This window comes from Kyrpidia spormannii (genome assembly GCF_002804065.1).
Taxonomy (GTDB): Bacteria; Bacillota; Bacilli; order Kyrpidiales; family Kyrpidiaceae; genus Kyrpidia; species Kyrpidia spormannii.
The window spans coordinates 2974400-2993720 of sequence record NZ_CP024955.1 but is presented as its reverse complement, the minus strand read 5'-3'; the positions used below and the strand labels follow the sequence as shown (position 1 = coordinate 2993720).

Sequence of the window (19321 nt, the reverse complement as noted above, 5' to 3'; positions counted from 1 at the left end):
ACGGCGCGACAGATGAGAGCCGAGGGGAGATTCACCATGCGCATAGACGGGAATTTGCCGGGCTGGCAACAGGTTTACGAAACGTGGCGGAACCGCCGGACCCCGGCCGGGCCGGGAGAGCGGGGACCCGCCCCCGGGGGAGGGGACGAGGTGGCTATCTCCGAGGCCGCCCGGGCCTTGGCCGGGGCGCCGGAGATCGGTTCTACGGTGGATCGCCGGGTGGCGGGTGGAGCCGGTCCGGCAGGTGGCACGTCCCAGGCAGCGCCGGCGGGGGAGAGCCGGGAGGAACGAGTCGCCCGGCTCAAGGAACAGATCGCCGCGGGCACGTATCAGGTGGACCCCGGGCGTTTGGCCGACCGAATGCTGGACTGGGTGACGGCCGCCCGTCGGCTGAGTCGGGATAGGAAGGACGGCCCGGGGCTCTCACGCTTCTCGGGACAGGTGCCCGGCCATGGGACCGGTCTACCCCTTGGCTCCGGGGATGGCCCGCTGGCTGGCCGGCTGCCTGGGGGAGCGCCCGCTGACCCCACGATACCTTCCGGGGATAGCCCGAAAGCCGTGCCCGGCGCCGGACCCGCGGCTGCGGATCGGGAAGGGGGCGGGGCGGGATGAATGAGAAGGTACAACATCTCGTGCAGGCGGTGGAGGATCTGCTCAAGGAGTACCAGGGTCTTGTGGAGGATGGCCAGCGTCAGCGGGAGGCGCTGGTCGCCGGGGATATGGAGGCTCTCGATCGGATTGTGCGGGCCATGGATGAGCGGATGAAGCGGATTGCCGCCCACGAGCGCCGCCGGCTGGAGATCGGGGAAGCGCTGGCCGAGCAGTGGGGCGTCCGGCCCGAGGAGCTTCGGTTGTCGACGGTGGCCGAGCGGGTCGACCTGGGCACCCGTCGGCGGATGGAGGAGATCGCCGGTGAATTCGACCGGGTGCTGACGGAGCTTGAGCGGGTGAACGGCCAGAACCGGGCCCTGACCGAGCAGTCCCTGACCTACGTGCGCCAGATGATCGACGTGATCACCGCGGCGCAGGATGTCGGAGTGTACAGTCCGCCTGACGGTGTGCGGGCCTACGGCCCTGATGCGGCGGGCGGCTCTGCCGGCGCGTCCGCCTACGGCCCCGGCCCGGCAGGGGGTCCCGTCGGAGCACCGGTGCCGCCCAAGAGCGGAATGCCGCAGGGCGGGGCGCGGCTGTTCGATACCCGGGCGTGAGGGGGAATCACTGTTGCTGTGGACATTCTTCGGATTGGAAACGGCCGTGCGGGGACTGCGGGGCCAGCAGGCGGCTATCAACACCACCAGCCATAATATCGACAATGCCAACACCCCGGGTTACACCCGGCAACGGGTGGATTTGGCCGCCTCCACGCCCATCGAGATGCCGTCTCTGTACAAAACGGCGACGCCCGGGCAAATCGGCACCGGGGTGCAGGTGGAGCAGATCACCCGGCTGCGGGATCAATTTTTGGACGATCAGTACCGCCACCAGAATCAGTATCTCGGGGAATGGAATGTGCGTCAGGATGCCTTGGACAAAATTTCCGCGATTCTGAACGAGCCGTCGGATTCGGGCCTGGCCACGGTGATGCAGAATTTTTGGAATGCCTGGGGCAAGCTGGGCCCCAATTCGGACGACCTCGCCGCCCGGATGCAGGTCAAGCAAACGGGGATTGCGGTGGCCCAGACGTTGAACCAGACGGCCAAGCAATTGTCCGATCTGGACGCCGACATCCAGCGGAGCCTTCAGGCGAAGGTCACCGAGGTCAATTCTTACCTTAACCAGATCGCGGCCCTGAACAATCAGATCGCCGAGATCCGCCAGGTGGGCGACCAGCCCAACGATCTGTTGGACCAGCGGGACCATTTGGTGGATCAGTTGTCGCAGTTGGCGGATGTCCAGGCCACCGAGTCGGGCGGTACCTATACACTCACCATCGGCGGGCAGACGGTACTCCAGAACAGCACCGTCACGGCCCTGGATCCAAACAACCTCACCGTTGGGGGCGGCGAACTCAAAGGTCTGCTTGAGGCACGGCAGGATGTGGCCTCTTATCGCGCTCAATTGGATGCCTTTGCCAACGGTCTGGCGAACGGGAAGATGACGATCAAACTGCCAGGGGACTGGACCTTGGTCGGCTCGGGCGGTGCCGCCCCGACTTTCCCCGTGGATGTCACCCTGGCGGATGGGCGTCAGTTCAAACAAGGGGACCAGGTGCCGGCGGACCTGATCACCACCACTCTGGCGGACGGCACCCAGGTGGCCACGATCCCCAAGGGGGCCACGGTGACCGTGAACGGACTGAACGGCCTGCACCGACTGGGGTACTCCCTGAACGGGCCCGGGGGCGATTTTTTTGTGTCGACGGATCCGAACGGCGGCCCGATCACCGCAGCAACCATTGCGGTGGCGCCGAATATCGTGAGTGACGTGGGGAACATCGCCTCGGCCCTGACCACCGCCCCCCAGAGCGGCACCGATCCGCTGACGGGCCTGGCCGGCGACGGGGCTCTGGCGATCGCCGTCAACAACATCAAGGACGCGAAGATTGATTACACCGGGCTCGGTGTGGCCACCCCCTTGACCAACGGCACGTTGGACGATTATTTTCAGGCGGTGATCGGCGGCCTCGGGGTGCAGAGCCAGGAGGCCGAGCGCCAGGTGGCCAACCAGGAGGTCCTGGTGCAGCAGCTCGACGGCAAACGTCAGTCGGTCTCCGGGGTATCCATTGACGAGGAGATGGCGAACATGATCCGGTTCCAACAGGCCTACGGGGCCTCGGCCCGGATGGTGACGGCCATCGACCAGATGCTGGACAAGCTGATTAACGGCACCGGGGTGGTGGGGCTGTAGCGGCCAGGGCAGCCTGGTGACAGGCGGGCACCCCGGTGACGTGTTCTTGGCACGGGGATGACGTGCACTTGGCACCAGTAGCTCCCGGTATTACCCCCGTGTCCTCCGGCGCGTCTACGGGGACGAGTCGGGCTCCGCCAGCACCGGCGTGATTGCGGGGGCCAGTCCCCGGGAGGACCCGTCGCGCCGGGCCTTCGGGGGCCGCCCCGTGGATACCTGACCCAACATCGCGTCCTTGGCGTGGGTCTCCCGGGTCCATCGCGTCTCCGGGGACGCCCACCACCTTGGGACCGCGCCGGTTCTCGGGAACCGGGTTCGGCGTCGTGGATGCCTCGGCAATGACGGGGCGGCCGTGGACGCCCGAAACGCCGTGTGCTCCGGGCACCGGAATGACTCCGCGCCCCGAGAGCCGGACAGCGCCGGGCTCCAAGCCGAAGTTGGTCCCACAATCCCGCCGAAGCGGGGAAGGAGGAACATGGCATGCGGGTGACCCAAGGCATGCTCACCCAGCAATTTTTGCTTGATTTGCAGAACAATTATCGCCGCCTGAGCCGGCTCCAGGACGAGGCGGCTTCGGGCAAGCGGATCAACCGGCCGGCGGACGATCCCGTCGGTGTGGGGTTCGCCATGCGCTACAAGGCCCAGGTTGCCTACTACGGACAGTATCAGCAGAATGCAGACATGGCCAAGGGCTGGCTCGATTACACCGACACCGCCATGAACCAAGCCGGGGACGTGATCAAGCGGGCCCGGGACTTGGCGGTGCAGGGGGCGTCGGACACGGTGCCGCCGGACGCCCGACAGGCCCTGGCCTCCGAGGTGGACCAACTGCTCCAGCAGATGGTGACCATCGGGAACTCCCAGTATAATGGGAAATATATTTTCAACGGTCAGGCGACCACTACGCCGCCTTATGATTCGGCGAACCCGGAGAATTCGGCCACCAACAACGGCCAGGTGCTTTACGACATCGGGGACGGGGTGCACTTGGACGTCAATGTGCCCGGCAGTCGCTTTTTCGGAGCCCCCAGCGAGGCGGACAATGTGTTCGCCGTCCTGAAGCAGCTCCGGGACGGGCTGAACAACAACGATACGACGAAGATCGAGGATGCCCTGGGCAAAATCGACTCGCGCTACAGCAAGATGCTGGAGGTGCGGGCCGACGTGGGCGCACGGTCGAACCGGGTGGATCTGGCACAAAATCGCCTGGCGGACATGGTGCAGAATTTACAGGGTCTGCTCTCGAAGACCGAGGATGCCGACATGGGGAAACTGGCCATCGACCTGAAAACGGCGGAAAATGTCCACATGGCGTCTTTGGCCGTCGGGGCACGGGTGCTGATGCCGAGCTTGGTGGATTTTTTGAAGTAGGACGCGGATAGGATGCTTTGCAACGTCACTTCGTCATAAGGCGCTTCAGTAGCGTCACGCATACAGGCTGCTCCAAAGAACGTCCCATTGGGTTTTGGCCATGGATGACACATTGTATTGAACAGCCCGTGAGACACTGCATGGGTCCGCTGGGGTCACCGAAGGTCCGGCCGTTTCCAATACGGGACAGTCCGTGTCATCAAGGGGGACGGTTTGTGATCTCGCAAATTCAGATCCATCAACAGTTTGCTCAGATCGGCCTCCGCACCGACCAGGCCCAATGGCGGATTTCCAGCCCTTCAGCGGAGTTGAACCTGCGCCAAGAACAACCCTGGGTGGAGATCCAGCAGATTCCCGGCACGCTGGAAGTCGATCAGAGAGAGGCGTTCGCCCAGGAGGGGCTGATGTCGATCTTCGACCTTACCCGAAGCGAGGCCGCCCGGGCCCGCCAGATCAATTTTGACGCCATCGCCGAGACGGCCCGGTGGGGGGACCGATTTGCACACATTGAGAGGAGCGGCAATCCCATCGCCGACTGGACCTGGCGCGATGTGACCGGGCCGTCCGACTGGATCCCGGCCCTGGTGCCCCAGCCCTTCTCGGTACATATCCGGTACGAACCCGGGCGGGCGGAGATCCAGGTGCAGCCGGGCCGGGTGGCTCTGGATCCGGCCGTCCATCCTCCGGAGGTGAGTTTCAGCCCCGGCGCCGTCCAGGTGTACACGCGCCAATACGCGTCCGTAACCGTAACCCCGCCGCTCCTGCCGGGGCTGTTGGTGGATGGGCGGGGCTAGATCTTTCGGACCCCGAGCCCGTTGGCCTTTGTCGCCTCAGATAGTTGCCGGTCGTCGCGTCCGCTGGCCCTGGCCGCCTGAGCTCTGTTTCGGTTGCTGCGGCTTTGGCCGCTCGTGTTCGGATCGCGTGCTGGCTGGTCTCTGTTGCGTTGTACGTTTCTTGTCGCGGGGGCGAGGATGGGAACCCAGATCTGGACAAGGAGGGGGAACGGCATGAATGCCACCACAGCGGGATCGAGCCGGACCGGCGGCTCGGCGGCTGACGTGCCGCTGATTCGCTTTGAGGGAGGCATTCCCGGTTTTCCGGACGTGCGTGCCTTTGTGTTGCAAACGATTCCGGACCACGAAAGATGGTTTCGCCTGATCGGGGAGGAGGGAGAGCCGGCCTTTCTCGTGGTCGATCCCTTTCTGATCGTGCCCGACTATGAAATCGAGGTGCCCGATGATCTGCTCCCCGGGGCCAAACAGGAAGATGTGATGGTGCTGGCCATTGTCCGGGTGCCGGAGGATCCCCGGGAGGCGACGGTCAACCTCCGGGCGCCTTTGGTGGTAGACATGCGGCATCGCCGGGGGGTGCAGTGGGTGCCGACGGAGTCCCCCCACAGCCTACGCCATCCCCTGTTTCCCCACCGGCCCGAGGCGGTCGGAGTCTGATGCTGGTCCTCAGCCGGCGTGCCGGAGAAGCCATTGTCATAGGCGAGGACGTGCGGGTGGTGGTCCTGGAAGTCCGGGGCGAGGTGGTGCGCCTCGGGATCGCCGCGCCCCGTTCGGTCGCCGTCCACCGGGAGGAAGTGTTTGAACAGATCCTGGAGGAAAACCGCCGGGCGGCCCAGAGCCGGGACGCCCTGGACCGGCTCTTTGGGGCGTTAGATACCGCTGGCCCCCCTCGCCCGGGTGATCCGGGTCCCAACGACGAGGGATGAAGGCGGGCGATGGAAAGGCGTGTTCAGAGCGGAAATCCGCTCTCCGAATCCTATTCGAGGCGATGTTCGCCGCCAGCGGCCGGACGTTGGCGCCCACCGGGTAAAACGCCGACTCAAAGATCAAACTCGGAGTTAAACAAGGGGCCTCCGCGTCCGATTATATAAAGTGACCGGACTCCGCCGGCGGCCGACGGCGGATCGGTCACCGGCAGGCACGGACGCCGCCGGATACACACCACTAGGGAGGGTAACGCAAGATGATCATCAATCACAACTTGGCTGCGCTTAATGCGTGGCGGCAACTGTCCATCAACAACACCGAGACCCAAAAGTCTTTGGAAAAACTGTCTTCCGGCTACCGGATCAACCGGGCGGGCGATGACGCGGCGGGTCTCGCCATTAGCGAGAAGATGCGGGGGCAAATCAGTGGTCTGGATCAGGCAACCCGCAACGCCCAGGACGGCATCTCTTTGATTCAGACCGCTGAAGGGGCACTGAACGAAACATCGAGCATTCTTCAACGCATGCGTGAACTGGCTGTGCAAGCGTCCAACGATACCAATACACAGGAAGACCGTAATGCCATTCAGCAGGAAATTACCCAACTGAAATCGGAAATCAACAGAATATCGACGACAACGCAATTTAATACCAAGAATTTGCTGGACGGAACCATTGGGAACAGCGCCGTTTTATCGAATGATAACCTGAAGTTAAAATCTGTTCAGGTCGTCGATGCAAATCTTGCTGCAGATACTTATACAGTTAAGAATGTTGCTGCCGCAACTGTTGGAGCGGATATTAAAACAAATACGACGGGACTAACGGCTGCTAATTTTGACTTTACTGATACGACGAAAGTCAGTGGCTTGGCATTGGGCGACTATACGCTTACGGTGACACAAGGTGCAACAGCCGGAACTTATGATCTCACACTACAAGATAAGAATGGTGTCACGGTTGCAAGTGCAACAGGGTGGGATCCCACATCAGCAGACGCAACTCTTAAAGGTTCAGTAAATGGTGTATCAACAACGTTCACCATCAAAAAAGGTGCTACTCCACAAGCGGGCACCATGACCTTTAACCTCAATGCAACTTATGCAGCTGCAGGTGATTTTACTATCACCAATTCTTCAAATGCAACGGTATATAAAAGCGCTGCCAGCTTGAAAATTACCGATAGCAATTTCCAAGCCGGCGGATTCCAGTTTAATATGACGGTGGACACTGCCTTAGCTGCCGCAGGCACAACTACGACAATCACGACGACAAACAACGCCCTGACTATGCACATCGGTGCGAACGAGAACCAGACCATGAAAGTCGCAGTAAGTAAAATGGATACGACCAGCTTGGGAATCGACAATATCGATGTGACGACTCAAGCGGGCGCCGAAGCTGCGATTACAGCTATTGACAATGCGACGCAAATGGTTTCCACCGAGCGTGCGAAGCTCGGGGCATATCAAAATCGTTTGGAGCATACGATCAACAACCTGAGCACGTCTTCCCAAAACATCACATCGGCCGAATCTCGTATTCGGGATGTGGACATGGCTCAAGAAATGATGAACTTCACCAAGAACAACATCCTCCAACAGGCCGCGACCGCGATGTTGGCCCAGGCGAACCAACAGCCGCAGTTGGTGCTGCAACTGCTGCGGTAACCCATGGGGCGTTTCGAGGACAAGGCGCCGTTCGCATCGGACGGCGCCTTTCGGCGCCCGGGATAGGGATGCAACGAGGTGGATCGGTATGTGGCGGCGATCTCTTGAGGTTCACGGGAAATGTCTGCGGCGGGGATTCAGGTTTTGGTGCCTGGTTACTTCGGTCGTGAACGCTTTCCCTTGAATCTGAGGAGGTCCTGCCATGGAAAAGTACAGGCTGGTGGCGCAGAGGTTATTGGAATTGTCGGACACGTGCTTGGAGGCTCTTGAACACATTCAAAAAGGGTTGAATGAAGGAAATGTCGAGAGTACGGCTTACCTTTTTGCAGATGTGGTGGAGGCAGTTCATTCCATGGATGAGGCTTTGAAGCCGTTTCTTCCCCGCCTTACCTATGCGGATCGACTTGAGTCGTACATGTTGGCGATCTGGAACACCATCGAGTCCATGGTGGATTTTTATGAGCACCGGAACGACTTGGGACTCGTCTTCCATTTGGAGGACAAATTACTTCCGGATTACAAACTATGGAAAGACCAGATCGACAAGGTATTGCAGCCGTATACCGTTTGCTGAGACAATCGGGTCGCCAGGTTGAGGACCCCAATAAAGGAGATTTGCTCCATGAACACTCAAGACCGCGGGAAGAAACGTCAGACACTGGTGCCGCAATACCTCCGCCAATTTTCCTGCATCGGTCCGGATTGTGAAGACAGTTGTTGTGTGGGATGGACCGTCTCTATTGATGAGACGACCTTCAAAAAATATAAGCGGGTGCGCGATCCCGAACTGGGTACCGTCTTTGAGAAACAGATCAAGCGGGTGAGAGCCAGCCGCAGTGCAGACAACTTCGGAAAAATAAAAATGAATCGCGATGGGTCGTGCCCATTTTTGTCCGAAGAAAAATGGTGTACGATCCAGCTTCGGCTTGGAGAGGAATTCCTGTCGAATACATGTGCCATATACCCCAGGATCAGCCATCAGGTCAACGGCGTTTTGGAGACCTCGGCGACTCTGTCGTGCCCCGAAGCGGCCCGGCTGGCGCTGTTGCCCCGCGAACCCATGGAATTCGATTTGTTAGAAGAAGGGGCCATTCAGAGGTATGTGATCTCTCGTATCCTCAATACGGCGGATCCGTCCAATGCGGCCAAACCTGCAAAATACTTTTGGGAGTTGCGGGTTTTCACCATTCAGGTGCTGCAAAACCGCACCTATTCTCTTGAGGATCGCCTGCTCTGGTTGGGATTGTTTTACCGGAAGGCGGACGAACTGGCCCGGAGGGGACAGGTGGACGGTACCCCGGCTTTGATCGGTTCCTACCTGCACTGGATGGAGCAGGGAGATCTTCACGAACACTTAAATGCCATTCCCGCGCAATCTCCTATCCAAATGAAGTTGCTCAAGGAATTGGTGGACATCCGTTTCTCTCACGGTATACCGAATCAGCGGTACCTGCAATGTTTGGCTGAATGCTTAATCGGCCTTCGGTACACGGCGGAAGAGCCGGTGGAAAACATCGCCGCGCGCTACGAGGAGGCCTATGCTCGCTTCTACGCGCCATTCGTGGAACAACACGGATACATGCTTGAAAACTATCTGGTTAACTATGTCTTCAAGAACCTTTTTCCGTGCGGCGGACGGCAGTCCGTTTTTGACGACTATGTGCTGATGATTCTTCATTACGCTCTGATCAAAATGCACCTCATCGGCATGGCGGCCTTCCACCAAGGACTGACACCGGACCAGACAATTCGGCTCATCCAATCTTTTTCCCGAACCGTCGAACACAACGAGACATACCTCCATCGCATCGAGGGCCTCCTGAAAGACAACGGTTACGCCACCTTGCCGTATATGGCGATCTTGATCAGGAATTAGAGGATGCGGCACACCATGGGATCATCAAGACGTGGTGAGACCCATGTGTACACACCAACCTTTTATTCTATCTGTACTGTGCATAGGATTGAGTACCACAAAATACTATATTAATGGAGACTTCAAAATCTATTTCATTATTTAAGTCAATGGGATAGGAGGAATAATGATGGGACGGGCAAAAAATAAGTTGATTGAGGAACAAGAACGGGGATGGTCGTCGGTAGGCGACAAATACGTCTGTGCCGAGTGTTTTGAAGACGAGGCAATCCGACGGTTCATTCGAGAACATGCAATGAAGCGCAGGTGTACATATTGCGGGCGAGTGAACAGAGGCAAGCCGATTGCCGCGCATATGGAGGAAGTTATGCAACTAATCGCAGACGGGATATTTTCCGAGTGGGAAGATGCGATGAACAGTCTTGGCTGGGACTCTAGTGAAGGAGGCTGGCAAGGAGAAGTTGTCGACACATGGGAACTCCTTGAATATACGGGCTTGATCATACATGAGGACTCTCTCCGAGAGGACATCCTCAACGCTCTGGGAATGGATACGGAATGGTGTCGCAAAGATCCTTGCGGGGAAACGGAGGATGAGGGGCTATATTTCGATGTATTTTTGTGAATATGTAAGACACGAAAATCGGTATTTTTTCATCAGGTTTCAATCGAGAGTGATCGGTCACGGGGTGCAACGTCATATGCGGCTGAAATCCTATTTTTTCTTGGTAGATTTGTCACCAAGTTAGGCATGATCAAAACTGTGCCGACCGGGAGTGTTTTTTTCAGAGGGAGGATAAACGACAACCTCCAGCCGTATACATCGGTTTCCGATCTTGGGCCGGTTCCAAAGAACAAGGCTGTTTCGTCCAACCGTATGAGTGCGGCGGGTATTCCCATGTTTTACGGCGCGGAGGATCGGGAAACTGTTCTGGCCGAGATAGCTACAGGGGACGAACCCCTGGACGCAAGTATTGGCGTAGTCCGTACATTGCGGACCCTCCGCGTGCTGGATCTGGTTGAAATGCCGAAAGAGCCAAGTCTGTTTGACCCCGAGAAACGCAGTTGGCGCGGTCCGATCATATTTTTGAATAATTTTGTCAGGAATATCTCAAAGCCGGTCGAAAAAGACGGTAAAGAACATCTGGAATACGTGCCCACGCAGGTGGTGGCGGAGTATTTTCGGTATGCTTTCAGACTGCCCGGAGGAGAACGGCTTGACGGGATCCTCTATCCGAGCACGCGCAGGCCGGGCGGCAAAAATTGCGTCCTCTTTTTAACCCAGAAAGATTGTACCGGCAACCTGAGAGATCCTAAGTTAGGAGAAAAGGTTCTGTCATTGGCGTCTACTGAAAGGATGATCCACTGTACTTGATGAAATGTATAGTAACGGGAACTAGTGCCCCTTCAGGCAATGTAGTTGGATAAATCGAAAGGGATGACCAGTTGTCTGTCGAATGATTATCCCAGGTGGTGATCATCATGTGCATCTTTGTCTGAGACTTGACGCCTGAAGAGGGCAACAAACTTGTGAAGATTGCTCTCAAAGGATCCAACCCCGTTGAAATGCGACGGGCTTTGGTCGTGTTGGCTTCCGCTCAAAAGATGAAGATGCCGGAGATCTTCGAGTTGTATCACCTCTCTCAGGAGCACATTCGTCATCTTATTCATGCCTTCAACCAGCATAGATTGGAGGACTTAAGACCCCGGTACAGGGGCGGACGACTGTGGACCTTTACCGAAGAACAACGAGTCGCGATCATTGAGTTGGCCCAGATCCCGCCAAACACCCTGGGTTTGCCCTTTACCCATTGGTCACTGTCCAAGCTCAAAGAGGAGGCCGAAAGGCGGGGCATCGTGACCTCCATTGGCATTGAGACTATCCGTGTCATTCTGGAGGAAGTCGACATCACTTACCAGCACACCAAGACATGGAAAGCCTCAATGATTCTGAGTTTGCGGCATCACCGCTCTAAACGGCTGTACGTAGTTTTGGACAATTTTTCACCTCACAAGCATCGTACTGTGACTGAGTGGGCTGCAGAAAACAATGTAGAACTGGTTTTTACACCGACCCAGGCCTCATGGTTGAACCGAATCGAATGCCATTTTGCGCCGTTACGATCGTTTGTGTTGCGTGGGAGTCACTATCCACATCACGAGGCGTTGGCCACAGCGATTCGGTCGTACCTGCGTTGGTGAAACAAGCACAGCCGCCATGTCAGACTTCTACGTGAGCAAAAGAAGATCAAGGTTGTTTGAAAGGGCACTAGGTAGTGAAGGTTAGAGAGGTTAGCCGAAAGGCCCTTTGCGCATTCTCGCCGTACGTTTAAACATGCTCCAGCGAGTTTGATATACTGTCGGATGTGTACATACATGACAGGCGGCGTGACAGACGGGGAATAGCCCCCTTCTACTTGATAACCATACTTTACCTGTGATTTCAGATTGGAGGCGATAGTATGGCAGACGTAACTTTTATTGACGCCTTTAGATCCCGTGAGGATCTCAAGATTTATGGTAACAATGGTCTCTTGTTATTTGCCCTCCAATTAAAGTGGAATATCGACGATATTCATGCTGTGGCTGCACAGTGTCTGACCGATGGCAAAGATGACAAAAAATGTGATCTCGTTTATGTTGATCGTGACAGAGGAGTAGCAGTAGTAGCTCAGACCCATTTTTCCAGCAAGTGGATTGGCGAAGCGCCTGCAAATAAGGCGTCCGATCTCAATACTGCTGCTGCGTGGTTATTAACACAGCCGATCGAAAGGCTTCCTGAACGCATTCGGCCTGCGGCCATGGAGCTACGGGATGCTCTTCAATCTAATCAGCTCGACACCATTGAGTTTTGGTACGTACATAATCTGAAGGAATCCCAAAATGTGAAACGGGAACTGATTACTGTCGAAACAACGGTCCATAATGCTTTACGCACATTCTTTGGGTCTACCGGACATCGGGAGGTTCGAGCTTCGGAAATTGGTTCGGATACAATCGAACAATGGTACAGGGATAGCAAAGCTCATATCTTGGTTACAGAACCTTATGCGATCCCTGTTCCCGGAGGATATTTGCTCGAAACTAAGAAATGGAAAGCTTATGCGACCTGTATTCCGGCTAAATGGTTACATGAAAGGTTTAAACAGCACAACAAACAATTGTTTTCGGCAAATATTCGAGACTATCTAGGGAGCCGACGTAGCGGCACCAATATCAACAATGGCATCAAACAGACGGCGGCCAGAGAACCCGATCAATTCTGGGCTTTCAACAACGGGATCACGGCGTTAGTCAATGATTTGTACGTAGAGGAAACGGACGAGGGAACAATGTTACATATTAAAGGGATCTCGATTGTTAACGGAGCGCAGACAACTGGTGCTGTTGGCTCCTTAGAACATCCTCCTAGTGATGAAGCGAAGGTTCCAGCACGCTTCATCAAGTGTAGTGATGAAAAGGTAATTCGAAGTATTGTACAATTCAATAATACACAGAATGAGATTAACCCTGCTGATTTTCGTAGCACGGATGCTGTTCAAGATAGGTTGAGAAAAGAATTCAAAAAATTTTATGGAGACACCATCGAATACCTTGGCGGTCGGCGAGGTGGCGAAGACGATACTATCCGTAGACGATCAAACTTGGTTCCCTCAGACACAGCGGCACAGTCATTGGCATCGTTTCATCAATATCCGGATCTGGCGTATAACCAGAAAGCTAATATCTGGCAATCCAATGATTACTACAACAAATTTTTTAACGACGAAACTCACGCGGATCATATCATATATGTATATACGTTACACCGGGCCATTTCTAATCTTAAAATTACGCTACAAAATAAAGGCGCCGACCAACTTACACAAAGCGAGAAGGAAATCTTGGACTTCCTTCGGTATAGAGGGTCCATTCATATTTTTATGTCCGCTATAGGGTCAGTACAAGAAATATTGTTAGACAAGCCGATTCCAACATTGTTTCTTTTGCGTTTCAAAGATCGATATCGTGATTTTCAGTCTTATGAAGGACTCTGGCAACCTATTGTTGAGTGTTGTCTGCCGTTCTGGGAGCTTCTAAAAACGCCTTTAGAAAACGGATTAAAGAACAGGAAGGAGATTCAAGAGGCGGTCGACCAGTTTCGAAACATGATTCAGGCGACAAGACGAGCGAACAAGTCGATATACGACCATTTTGCTGGAGTAGTATCTATTGATCAATGGGATCTGTGAGATTGCACAATGTCGTGGTTAGTAGTTAATCTTAAGCCCCAAAATTGGATTGGACAGCCTCCCTAATTTCTGAGATAATGAAATCAGGAGGTTGTTCAAGTGGAACGTAGGAAATTTACTCCTGACTGTCGGCAATAACAGCGTGGTCGCGCGCAAGTACGAAATTCGCCCGAATGTGAATGTGGTGAGCAAGTGGGTTCGCCGATATAAGGCTGGCCAACTCATGCAGGGCAGCAGTCCAAAAGGAAATGCCACCCACGTGACCCAGCAGGAATATGCCCAGCTCGTTGCCGAGAATCGCGAGTTGGACAAGCAGAATGCCCATCTCAAACAGCTGTTGGGCGAAAAGGACCTTGAAATCGCTATCTTGCGTGATCTGCTAAAAAAAGCCAACCCTCACTTGCGGATAAAGTAGCCATCGCGCACAAGTGGATCACAGCCGGGTACAACGCAACTCTCGTGCTGCGCATCGTGGGGGTCTCTCGATCCACTTATTATTACCAGTTGCACATGAGCCCAAGGCGCATACGACGGCTGGCGGACGTCCCATTCCTAGGTATTCGCTGACCAAGGATAACCGCAAAGTCAGCGATGAGCAGATCAAAGAGTGGCTCATGGAGTCCATCGCCGGAGATGGATATGCATACGGTTACCGGAAGTTGACTCACATGCTCCGACAGGACTACGGGTTCGTGATCAACGAGAAGAAGGTGTATCGTCTGTGCAAGGAATTGGATATCCTGCGCCCGCAGCGGAAGATCCGCCGGAACACCCGAGGAAACTGGCCCGGAACCGTACCATCATGGCACCCAATCAGCTCGGGGGGGCGATGTGAAGTACGGATATATCCCTGGCGAGGACCGATTCTTCTTTGTCTTGTCTTACCTCGATGTGTATGATCGCTAAATTGTAGGATACCATATCGGACTCACCTGTGAAGCACGGCATGCCGTGGAGACGTTTCGGGCAGCGTTGTGGAGGCGTCAGATTTTTCAGCGTAATGCTCCGCTCCCGATCATCCGCTCAGACAACGGGCCTCAGTTTGTGAGTCATCTGTTCGAATCGGAGTGTGAACGCTGGAAGGTCGAACACGAACGGATACCGCCCAAGATGCCCAACATGAACGCATACATCGAATCCTATCACCGGCTGCTTGAGGATGGGTGTCTGTCCATGTACGAGTTCGAGAGCTACACCGAGGCCTACCGGGCGGTGGAGGCGTTCATACGCAGGTATAACATCCGCCGGCTGCATTCGAGCCTGCACTACCTCTCGCTGGCCGAGTTTTACGGCCGTCATCTGGAAACAGGGTTGCAACCAAAGCGCCCTGTGAAGGACTGACGTACGCCATTGCGTACCATCGGCCTTTGCCCCTAATTACCCTCTGCCAGAGGGAGGAGGAGCTGTCAAGGGAGGGCCGAAGGTTCAGCGACAGCGGCCCTTGACAGCCCGACGACCGATGGCAATTTCTAGATGAGGGTAAAGGCCATAGCAAGAATCCGAAATAGCTCAATACCGGGAGCATGTGTCCAATCTGCAGGGGTTAATCCGGCCACGCAATTCTACACCACTACCTGAGACTTTAACTTTCGCTAGATTTTTTATTAGAGAGGAAGTGATTAAAATGAAAACAATCACTAAAGTATTAGAGGATAATCTGAGGTTAGATTTTCACAGCTATACCATGTTAGCTAGACTAGAATTGACGCTAAGGATGGCAGAGATTAGATGTCTGGATGCTTCAGATATTATTCCTATGGTAGTTTCCTTATGGGAAAATCCAGAGAAATACATGTACTGCAAGAGATTAATTGAGTTGGAACTTTCCGATGATGAACAAAGAGAATTGATAAATCAGTTTAACGAACTGGAAAAAATCTCAAACAAGTTAGGAAGTAAGCAAAAAATGAAGATTGATAGATTGATAATAAGGCTAAGCTATGCACTTAGAGGTAGGGTAGCAAGAGATTTTTTTTCAAAAGAAGTGTTTCATACACGAAAAATACGACGAATCAATGCATATAAAAGATTAGCGAATCTTGGCTTAGCAAAAAAATTAACGTCACAGCTCATAAAAGCATTTATTCATAATAAGGATCAAGAAGCATTGGAGCTTATTGCAAGAGATAGTAGCGCAATTAAATCTGTTGATTATAAATTTTTAATAATTAATTTGGATAGTGAGTACTGGAGAATGAGAGTTATTCAGAGTATTTTAGACAGTACCGACATTGATATTACTTTTTTGGAGCAATATCCGTGGGAATTGATTTATTCAATAGGCAGAAAACAGAGTGCAGAATATAAATTACTCCTTAAGAAAGTTATTAATGATTACAATAATGACTTGAGAATACTTGGAATTGCGGCCTGGGCATGTGGAAGACTTAAATTAATCAATGAACTAAATTATATCAAAGCCCGATTTTTATTTGAGATAAAAAAGAACAACGGGTCATGACATCGTTTCCACATTCTTGAGCCAACTTTTCGCCGACCTTTGGTTCATTACAGTTGGGGTCCCTGACTGGATCCCATTTTTCGCATATCGAAGAATGTCGAAACATGAAATTGATCATCTGCCTATTTCGACAAAATTCGACGTTATATCCACAAACAAGGCCTTCTCTGAGGATTCAGTTGTCACATGATATCGAAGACCCGCCCGCCGAGAGGTCGATTACCCACTTTCCGCTGGTGGCAATGAAGCTCCCATCAAGAGGTTATCCGTCCGGATCCGAATCCATCGAAGAATCTGGATCCCTGTCTCGGTAAGTCCTTGAAGATGATGGGTGACCGTCCCATCCGGCAGGCGCACGATCACAAGGGTTAACCCGTCAAACTCTTTCGGTAACGTCCGGGTGGTCGGAGAGCGAAACTTCGCACCCGCGATCGCCAGTGCCGTTTGTTGATCCTCCCGCACCCCTTGGCGCACCCGGTGTTGAATGATCGCGTACACCAGCAGCCCCAGTAAAAAGACATAGGCCAACGCCAAGACGCGTTTGGGCGTCTTGACGAAAATTCCGTGCACAAAATAGGGCTGTTTCAGGGCCCGAAACAGGTTCTCGACCTCGATCTGGCCTTTGTAATCCCGCAGCAGATCGGCATCGTCGGCCCGACGCGTCCGCGGGACGTTACTGATCAGGACAAATGTACTGTCCCTTTGCCGTCTCTGTTCAATGGCCTCTGTGTCGGGTTCCACCGTGAAGGTCACTCGCCACCGGACAACCTCTACGTTCCCTTGGTCGGGATCGGTTTTCCGAGGGCGCCCCACTCGCCGTTTCACGGCCGTTTCCTGAACGACCCGGCCTGTTACGCGATGAAATCCCCAGCGATTATGACGCCGCCGCCAATCCGTAAGCGTCAAATCCCCCACAGCGCGCCTAGCAAAGCTAGGCACAACTTGCCGGTGCAAGTCCGGCCGAGATAGGGGCCAGACCGCCTCGTAGCTAGCAGGCATCTGGTGGTGAGAGCCTAAGGATGAAGCCCTGCGAAAAGCCCCGATGGGTGAAGCGAAACTGCAGGCCGTAACATGAAGTGAATCCTGCCGCATCGTTAATGGAAAGTAAGCGTCAAACGAGGCCGGTGGCTGTAGGCTTTTTGGGCACGCCAAATAGGCCCCACCCGACCCAGGTGATGGGGCCTGCTCTTCAGTTCGGTGTTTACGTGCCCCCGGATGGCCGACGGCGGACAGACTCCGGCAGCTCGGGCGACCACGGTAACAGTCTATCCAAGACACTGGTATCGTTGACGTCCACGTTGGGCAACCGCTCAAACAGGTACCGAAGATATTCGTAGGGATTCAGCCCGTTTTCCTTGGCGGTCTCCACGATGCTGTACACCGTCGCGCTCGCCTTCGCCCCTTTCGGGGTGTTCGCGAATAACCAGTTTTTTCGACCAATCACAAAGGGCTTGATCGATCGCTCGCTCCGGTTGTTGTCGATCTCCAACCGCCCGTCTTTCAAAAACGCCTCCAACTTCCCCCACTGTCCCAAGCAGTACTGAATGGCTTGGCCAAAGGCGCTTTTGGGCAGGGCGTGTTCCTTTTGCTCCACCAGCCACGCCAAAAACTCATCCAACACCGGACGGCTCAACTCCAAGCGGCGGCGGTACCGCTCCTCCGGCGTGAGATCTTTCAGGTCTCGCTCGATCGCAAACAGCCGGTTGCAATAGGCCAAGCCTTCCTTGGCGGCCACCGGCGCCGAACGCTTCGAGGCCGGCAGGGATTTGAGTGCCTCGTCAAATTTCCTCCTGGCGTGCGCCCAGCACCCCACCAAGGTCACGTCCGCCAGTCCGTTGTACCCCGCATACCCGTCCACATGCAGGTACCCTTTAAACCCGTTCAGAAACGCCTTCGGATGTTCCGCCGCCCGAGTCCTCTGGTACTCATACAGGACGATGGGCGGACTGTAGCGTCCGGTGCGGTACAGCCACAGGTACGACGTCGTCTCTGCCGCCCGCCCCGGCTCCCGCAACACCTGCAGCGTGGTCTCGTCCGCATGCAGGATGTCTTGGTTCAAAAGCTCCCGGTGCATCCGCTCGTACAAGGGCTCCAGCCAATGCTCCGCGCTGTACACGATCCAATTCGCCAGGGTTTGCCGCGAGAGGGCAAGACCCTGGCGTTCAAACTGTTGCTCCTGCCGGTACAGCGGCATCCCCTCGACGTATTTTTGCGTCATCACGTAGGCTACCGCCGAGGGGGAGGCCAGACTTCCCGGTTGGACCGGCTTCGGCATGGGGGCCTTGACAATCGGGGTCTGGATCTCTTCGCGTTCGCAACGGCGGCAGGAGTACAACTGCCGCACGTGCTCCACCACTTTCACCTGCGCCGGGATGATCTTGAGTTCCCGCCGAACCTCGGTGCTCATCTCGTGGAGCGCATCCCCACACTGCGGGCAAACCTGTTCCTCTTCGGCCAGGCGGTGCTCGATCCGTTCCACCGGCAGCTCCTTCAGCTTCTCTTCCCGCTGACCCGGCTTTTTCACCCGGCGCACCGTCACTGTTTCCACCGTCGGCTCCGGTGGAGGCGTCTGTGCCTCCACTTCGGCCTCGTTAAACAGTTCCAACTGCTCGGAGGTCGTCTTGGAGCGCTCGCTGGAGGCGGCAAACCGGCGGCGTTGACTCAGGCGAAACTGCTCCTCATACCAGGCCACCTTGGCCGCCAACTCGGCATTTTCCTGTTCCAGGCGCTGGATTCTTTTCTCAAGGGATTCGATTGTCTCCGCAGCAACCACGATGTTGTTCATACCTATTGATTTCGGCACAAACGCTTCTTTTCCTGCCACATCCCACCACGACAGGAAAAGAAGTTTGGAGGCTTACAGGACGGTGCGCGCCGTCACCTCCCGATGGGCTTGGCTCTGATTCAGGGAAAGCCCGTCGAGCAGCCACTGCAACTGCCGGCGGTTGATTTTCAGGGTTTCCGACGGATTCTCGTCGGGCCACTGAAAGGTGCCCCGTTCCAAGCGCCGGTAATGGAGCCAGAACCCATTGTGGTCCCACTGGAGGATTTTGAGTTTATCCCGTTTGCGATGTCGGGTAAGTCGGTGGCCTTGCGGCCACCTCCTCCCCTAAGAACCGTGCATGACAGTTTCCCGTCACACGGCTC

The 19321-nt window shown here is 55.1% G+C and carries 19 protein-coding genes and 2 pseudogenes; 18 read left to right on the top strand and 3 right to left on the bottom strand.

What is annotated here, in order from left to right; translation table 11 throughout:
- Positions 1-36: 36 nt before the first annotated feature.
- From flgM to CVV65_RS14640, 18 genes are all read left to right on the top strand, one after another.
- Positions 37-612: a flagellar biosynthesis anti-sigma factor FlgM gene (flgM, locus tag CVV65_RS14725; RefSeq protein WP_157935544.1), complete on the top strand. Its 576-nt coding sequence runs from the start codon at positions 37-39 to the stop codon at positions 610-612.
- Complete coding sequence (locus CVV65_RS14720; RefSeq protein ID WP_100668777.1) at positions 609-1208, top strand: flagellar protein FlgN; 600 nt, start codon at positions 609-611, stop codon at positions 1206-1208. The genes flgM and CVV65_RS14720 overlap by 4 nt, the downstream gene beginning before the upstream one ends.
- Positions 1209-1221: 13 nt before the next feature.
- Positions 1222-2847, top strand: a complete 1626-nt coding sequence (gene flgK / locus CVV65_RS14715; protein WP_198592051.1) for a flagellar hook-associated protein FlgK — start codon at positions 1222-1224, stop codon at positions 2845-2847.
- A 480-nt stretch (positions 2848-3327) separates the two neighbouring features.
- Entirely contained in the window at positions 3328-4218 is an 891-nt protein-coding gene (gene flgL, locus CVV65_RS14710) for a flagellar hook-associated protein FlgL (RefSeq protein ID WP_100668775.1), read from the top strand.
- 215 nt (positions 4219-4433) lie between these two features.
- The gene (locus CVV65_RS14705; protein ID WP_100668774.1) at positions 4434-5012 is read left to right on the top strand and encodes a DUF6470 family protein; all 579 of its coding nucleotides are present in this window, start codon (positions 4434-4436) and stop codon (positions 5010-5012) included.
- A gap of 213 nt (positions 5013-5225) precedes the next feature.
- Positions 5226-5666, top strand: a complete 441-nt coding sequence (gene fliW / locus CVV65_RS14700; protein ID WP_157935543.1) for a flagellar assembly protein FliW — start codon at positions 5226-5228, stop codon at positions 5664-5666.
- The gene (gene csrA / locus CVV65_RS14695) at positions 5666-5935 is read left to right on the top strand and encodes a carbon storage regulator CsrA (RefSeq protein WP_100668772.1); all 270 of its coding nucleotides are present in this window, start codon (positions 5666-5668) and stop codon (positions 5933-5935) included. Before fliW ends, csrA begins: the two co-directional genes overlap by 1 nt.
- Positions 5936-6192: 257 nt before the next feature.
- Positions 6193-7605, top strand: coding sequence for a flagellin N-terminal helical domain-containing protein (locus tag CVV65_RS14690; protein ID WP_100668771.1), 1413 nt, complete (start codon positions 6193-6195; stop codon positions 7603-7605).
- A 202-nt stretch (positions 7606-7807) separates the two neighbouring features.
- Positions 7808-8179, top strand: a complete 372-nt coding sequence (locus CVV65_RS14685; RefSeq protein WP_100668770.1) for a DUF8042 domain-containing protein — start codon at positions 7808-7810, stop codon at positions 8177-8179.
- 48 nt (positions 8180-8227) lie between these two features.
- The gene (gene fliB / locus CVV65_RS14680) at positions 8228-9481 is read left to right on the top strand and encodes a flagellin lysine-N-methylase (protein ID WP_100668769.1); all 1254 of its coding nucleotides are present in this window, start codon (positions 8228-8230) and stop codon (positions 9479-9481) included.
- Positions 9482-9650: 169 nt separating this feature from the next.
- Complete coding sequence (locus tag CVV65_RS14675; RefSeq protein ID WP_100668768.1) at positions 9651-10106, top strand: HEPN-associated N-terminal domain-containing protein; 456 nt, start codon at positions 9651-9653, stop codon at positions 10104-10106.
- A 126-nt stretch (positions 10107-10232) separates the two neighbouring features.
- A complete protein-coding gene (locus tag CVV65_RS14670) occupies positions 10233-10856 on the top strand; it encodes an RES family NAD+ phosphorylase (RefSeq protein ID WP_100668767.1) in 624 nt (207 codons plus the stop codon).
- A gap of 155 nt (positions 10857-11011) precedes the next feature.
- Complete coding sequence (locus CVV65_RS14665; protein WP_100668766.1) at positions 11012-11683, top strand: transposase; 672 nt, start codon at positions 11012-11014, stop codon at positions 11681-11683.
- 260 nt (positions 11684-11943) lie between these two features.
- The gene (locus tag CVV65_RS14660; RefSeq protein ID WP_100668765.1) at positions 11944-13713 is read left to right on the top strand and encodes an AIPR family protein; all 1770 of its coding nucleotides are present in this window, start codon (positions 11944-11946) and stop codon (positions 13711-13713) included.
- A gap of 91 nt (positions 13714-13804) precedes the next feature.
- Positions 13805-14128 carry a helix-turn-helix domain-containing protein gene (locus CVV65_RS14655; protein WP_198592050.1) on the top strand — a complete coding sequence of 108 codons (324 nt, stop codon included), beginning with the start codon at positions 13805-13807 and terminating at the stop codon, positions 14126-14128.
- A 13-nt stretch (positions 14129-14141) separates the two neighbouring features.
- The gene (locus tag CVV65_RS17480; protein WP_407928362.1) at positions 14142-14612 is read left to right on the top strand and encodes a helix-turn-helix domain-containing protein; all 471 of its coding nucleotides are present in this window, start codon (positions 14142-14144) and stop codon (positions 14610-14612) included.
- A gap of 52 nt (positions 14613-14664) precedes the next feature.
- On the top strand, positions 14665-15054 hold the full coding sequence (locus CVV65_RS17210; RefSeq protein WP_157935542.1) for an integrase core domain-containing protein: 390 nt from the start codon (positions 14665-14667) through the stop codon (positions 15052-15054).
- A gap of 283 nt (positions 15055-15337) precedes the next feature.
- Entirely contained in the window at positions 15338-16174 is an 837-nt protein-coding gene (locus CVV65_RS14640) for a hypothetical protein (RefSeq protein ID WP_100668762.1), read from the top strand.
- A 219-nt stretch (positions 16175-16393) separates the two neighbouring features.
- Here CVV65_RS14640 and CVV65_RS14635 read toward each other — a convergent pair.
- The 3 genes and pseudogenes from CVV65_RS14635 to tnpB form a co-directional block, all read right to left on the bottom strand.
- Positions 16394-17074 (bottom strand): annotated as a pseudogene (locus CVV65_RS14635) (IS1634 family transposase); the annotation flags it as partial.
- Positions 17075-17375: 301 nt separating this feature from the next.
- A complete protein-coding gene (gene tnpC / locus CVV65_RS14630) occupies positions 17376-18959 on the bottom strand; it encodes an IS66 family transposase (protein ID WP_100668761.1) in 1584 nt (527 codons plus the stop codon).
- Positions 18960-19031: 72 nt separating this feature from the next.
- Positions 19032-19238, bottom strand: a pseudogene (tnpB, locus tag CVV65_RS14625) (IS66 family insertion sequence element accessory protein TnpB); the annotation flags it as partial.
- Positions 19239-19321 lie beyond the last annotated feature (83 nt).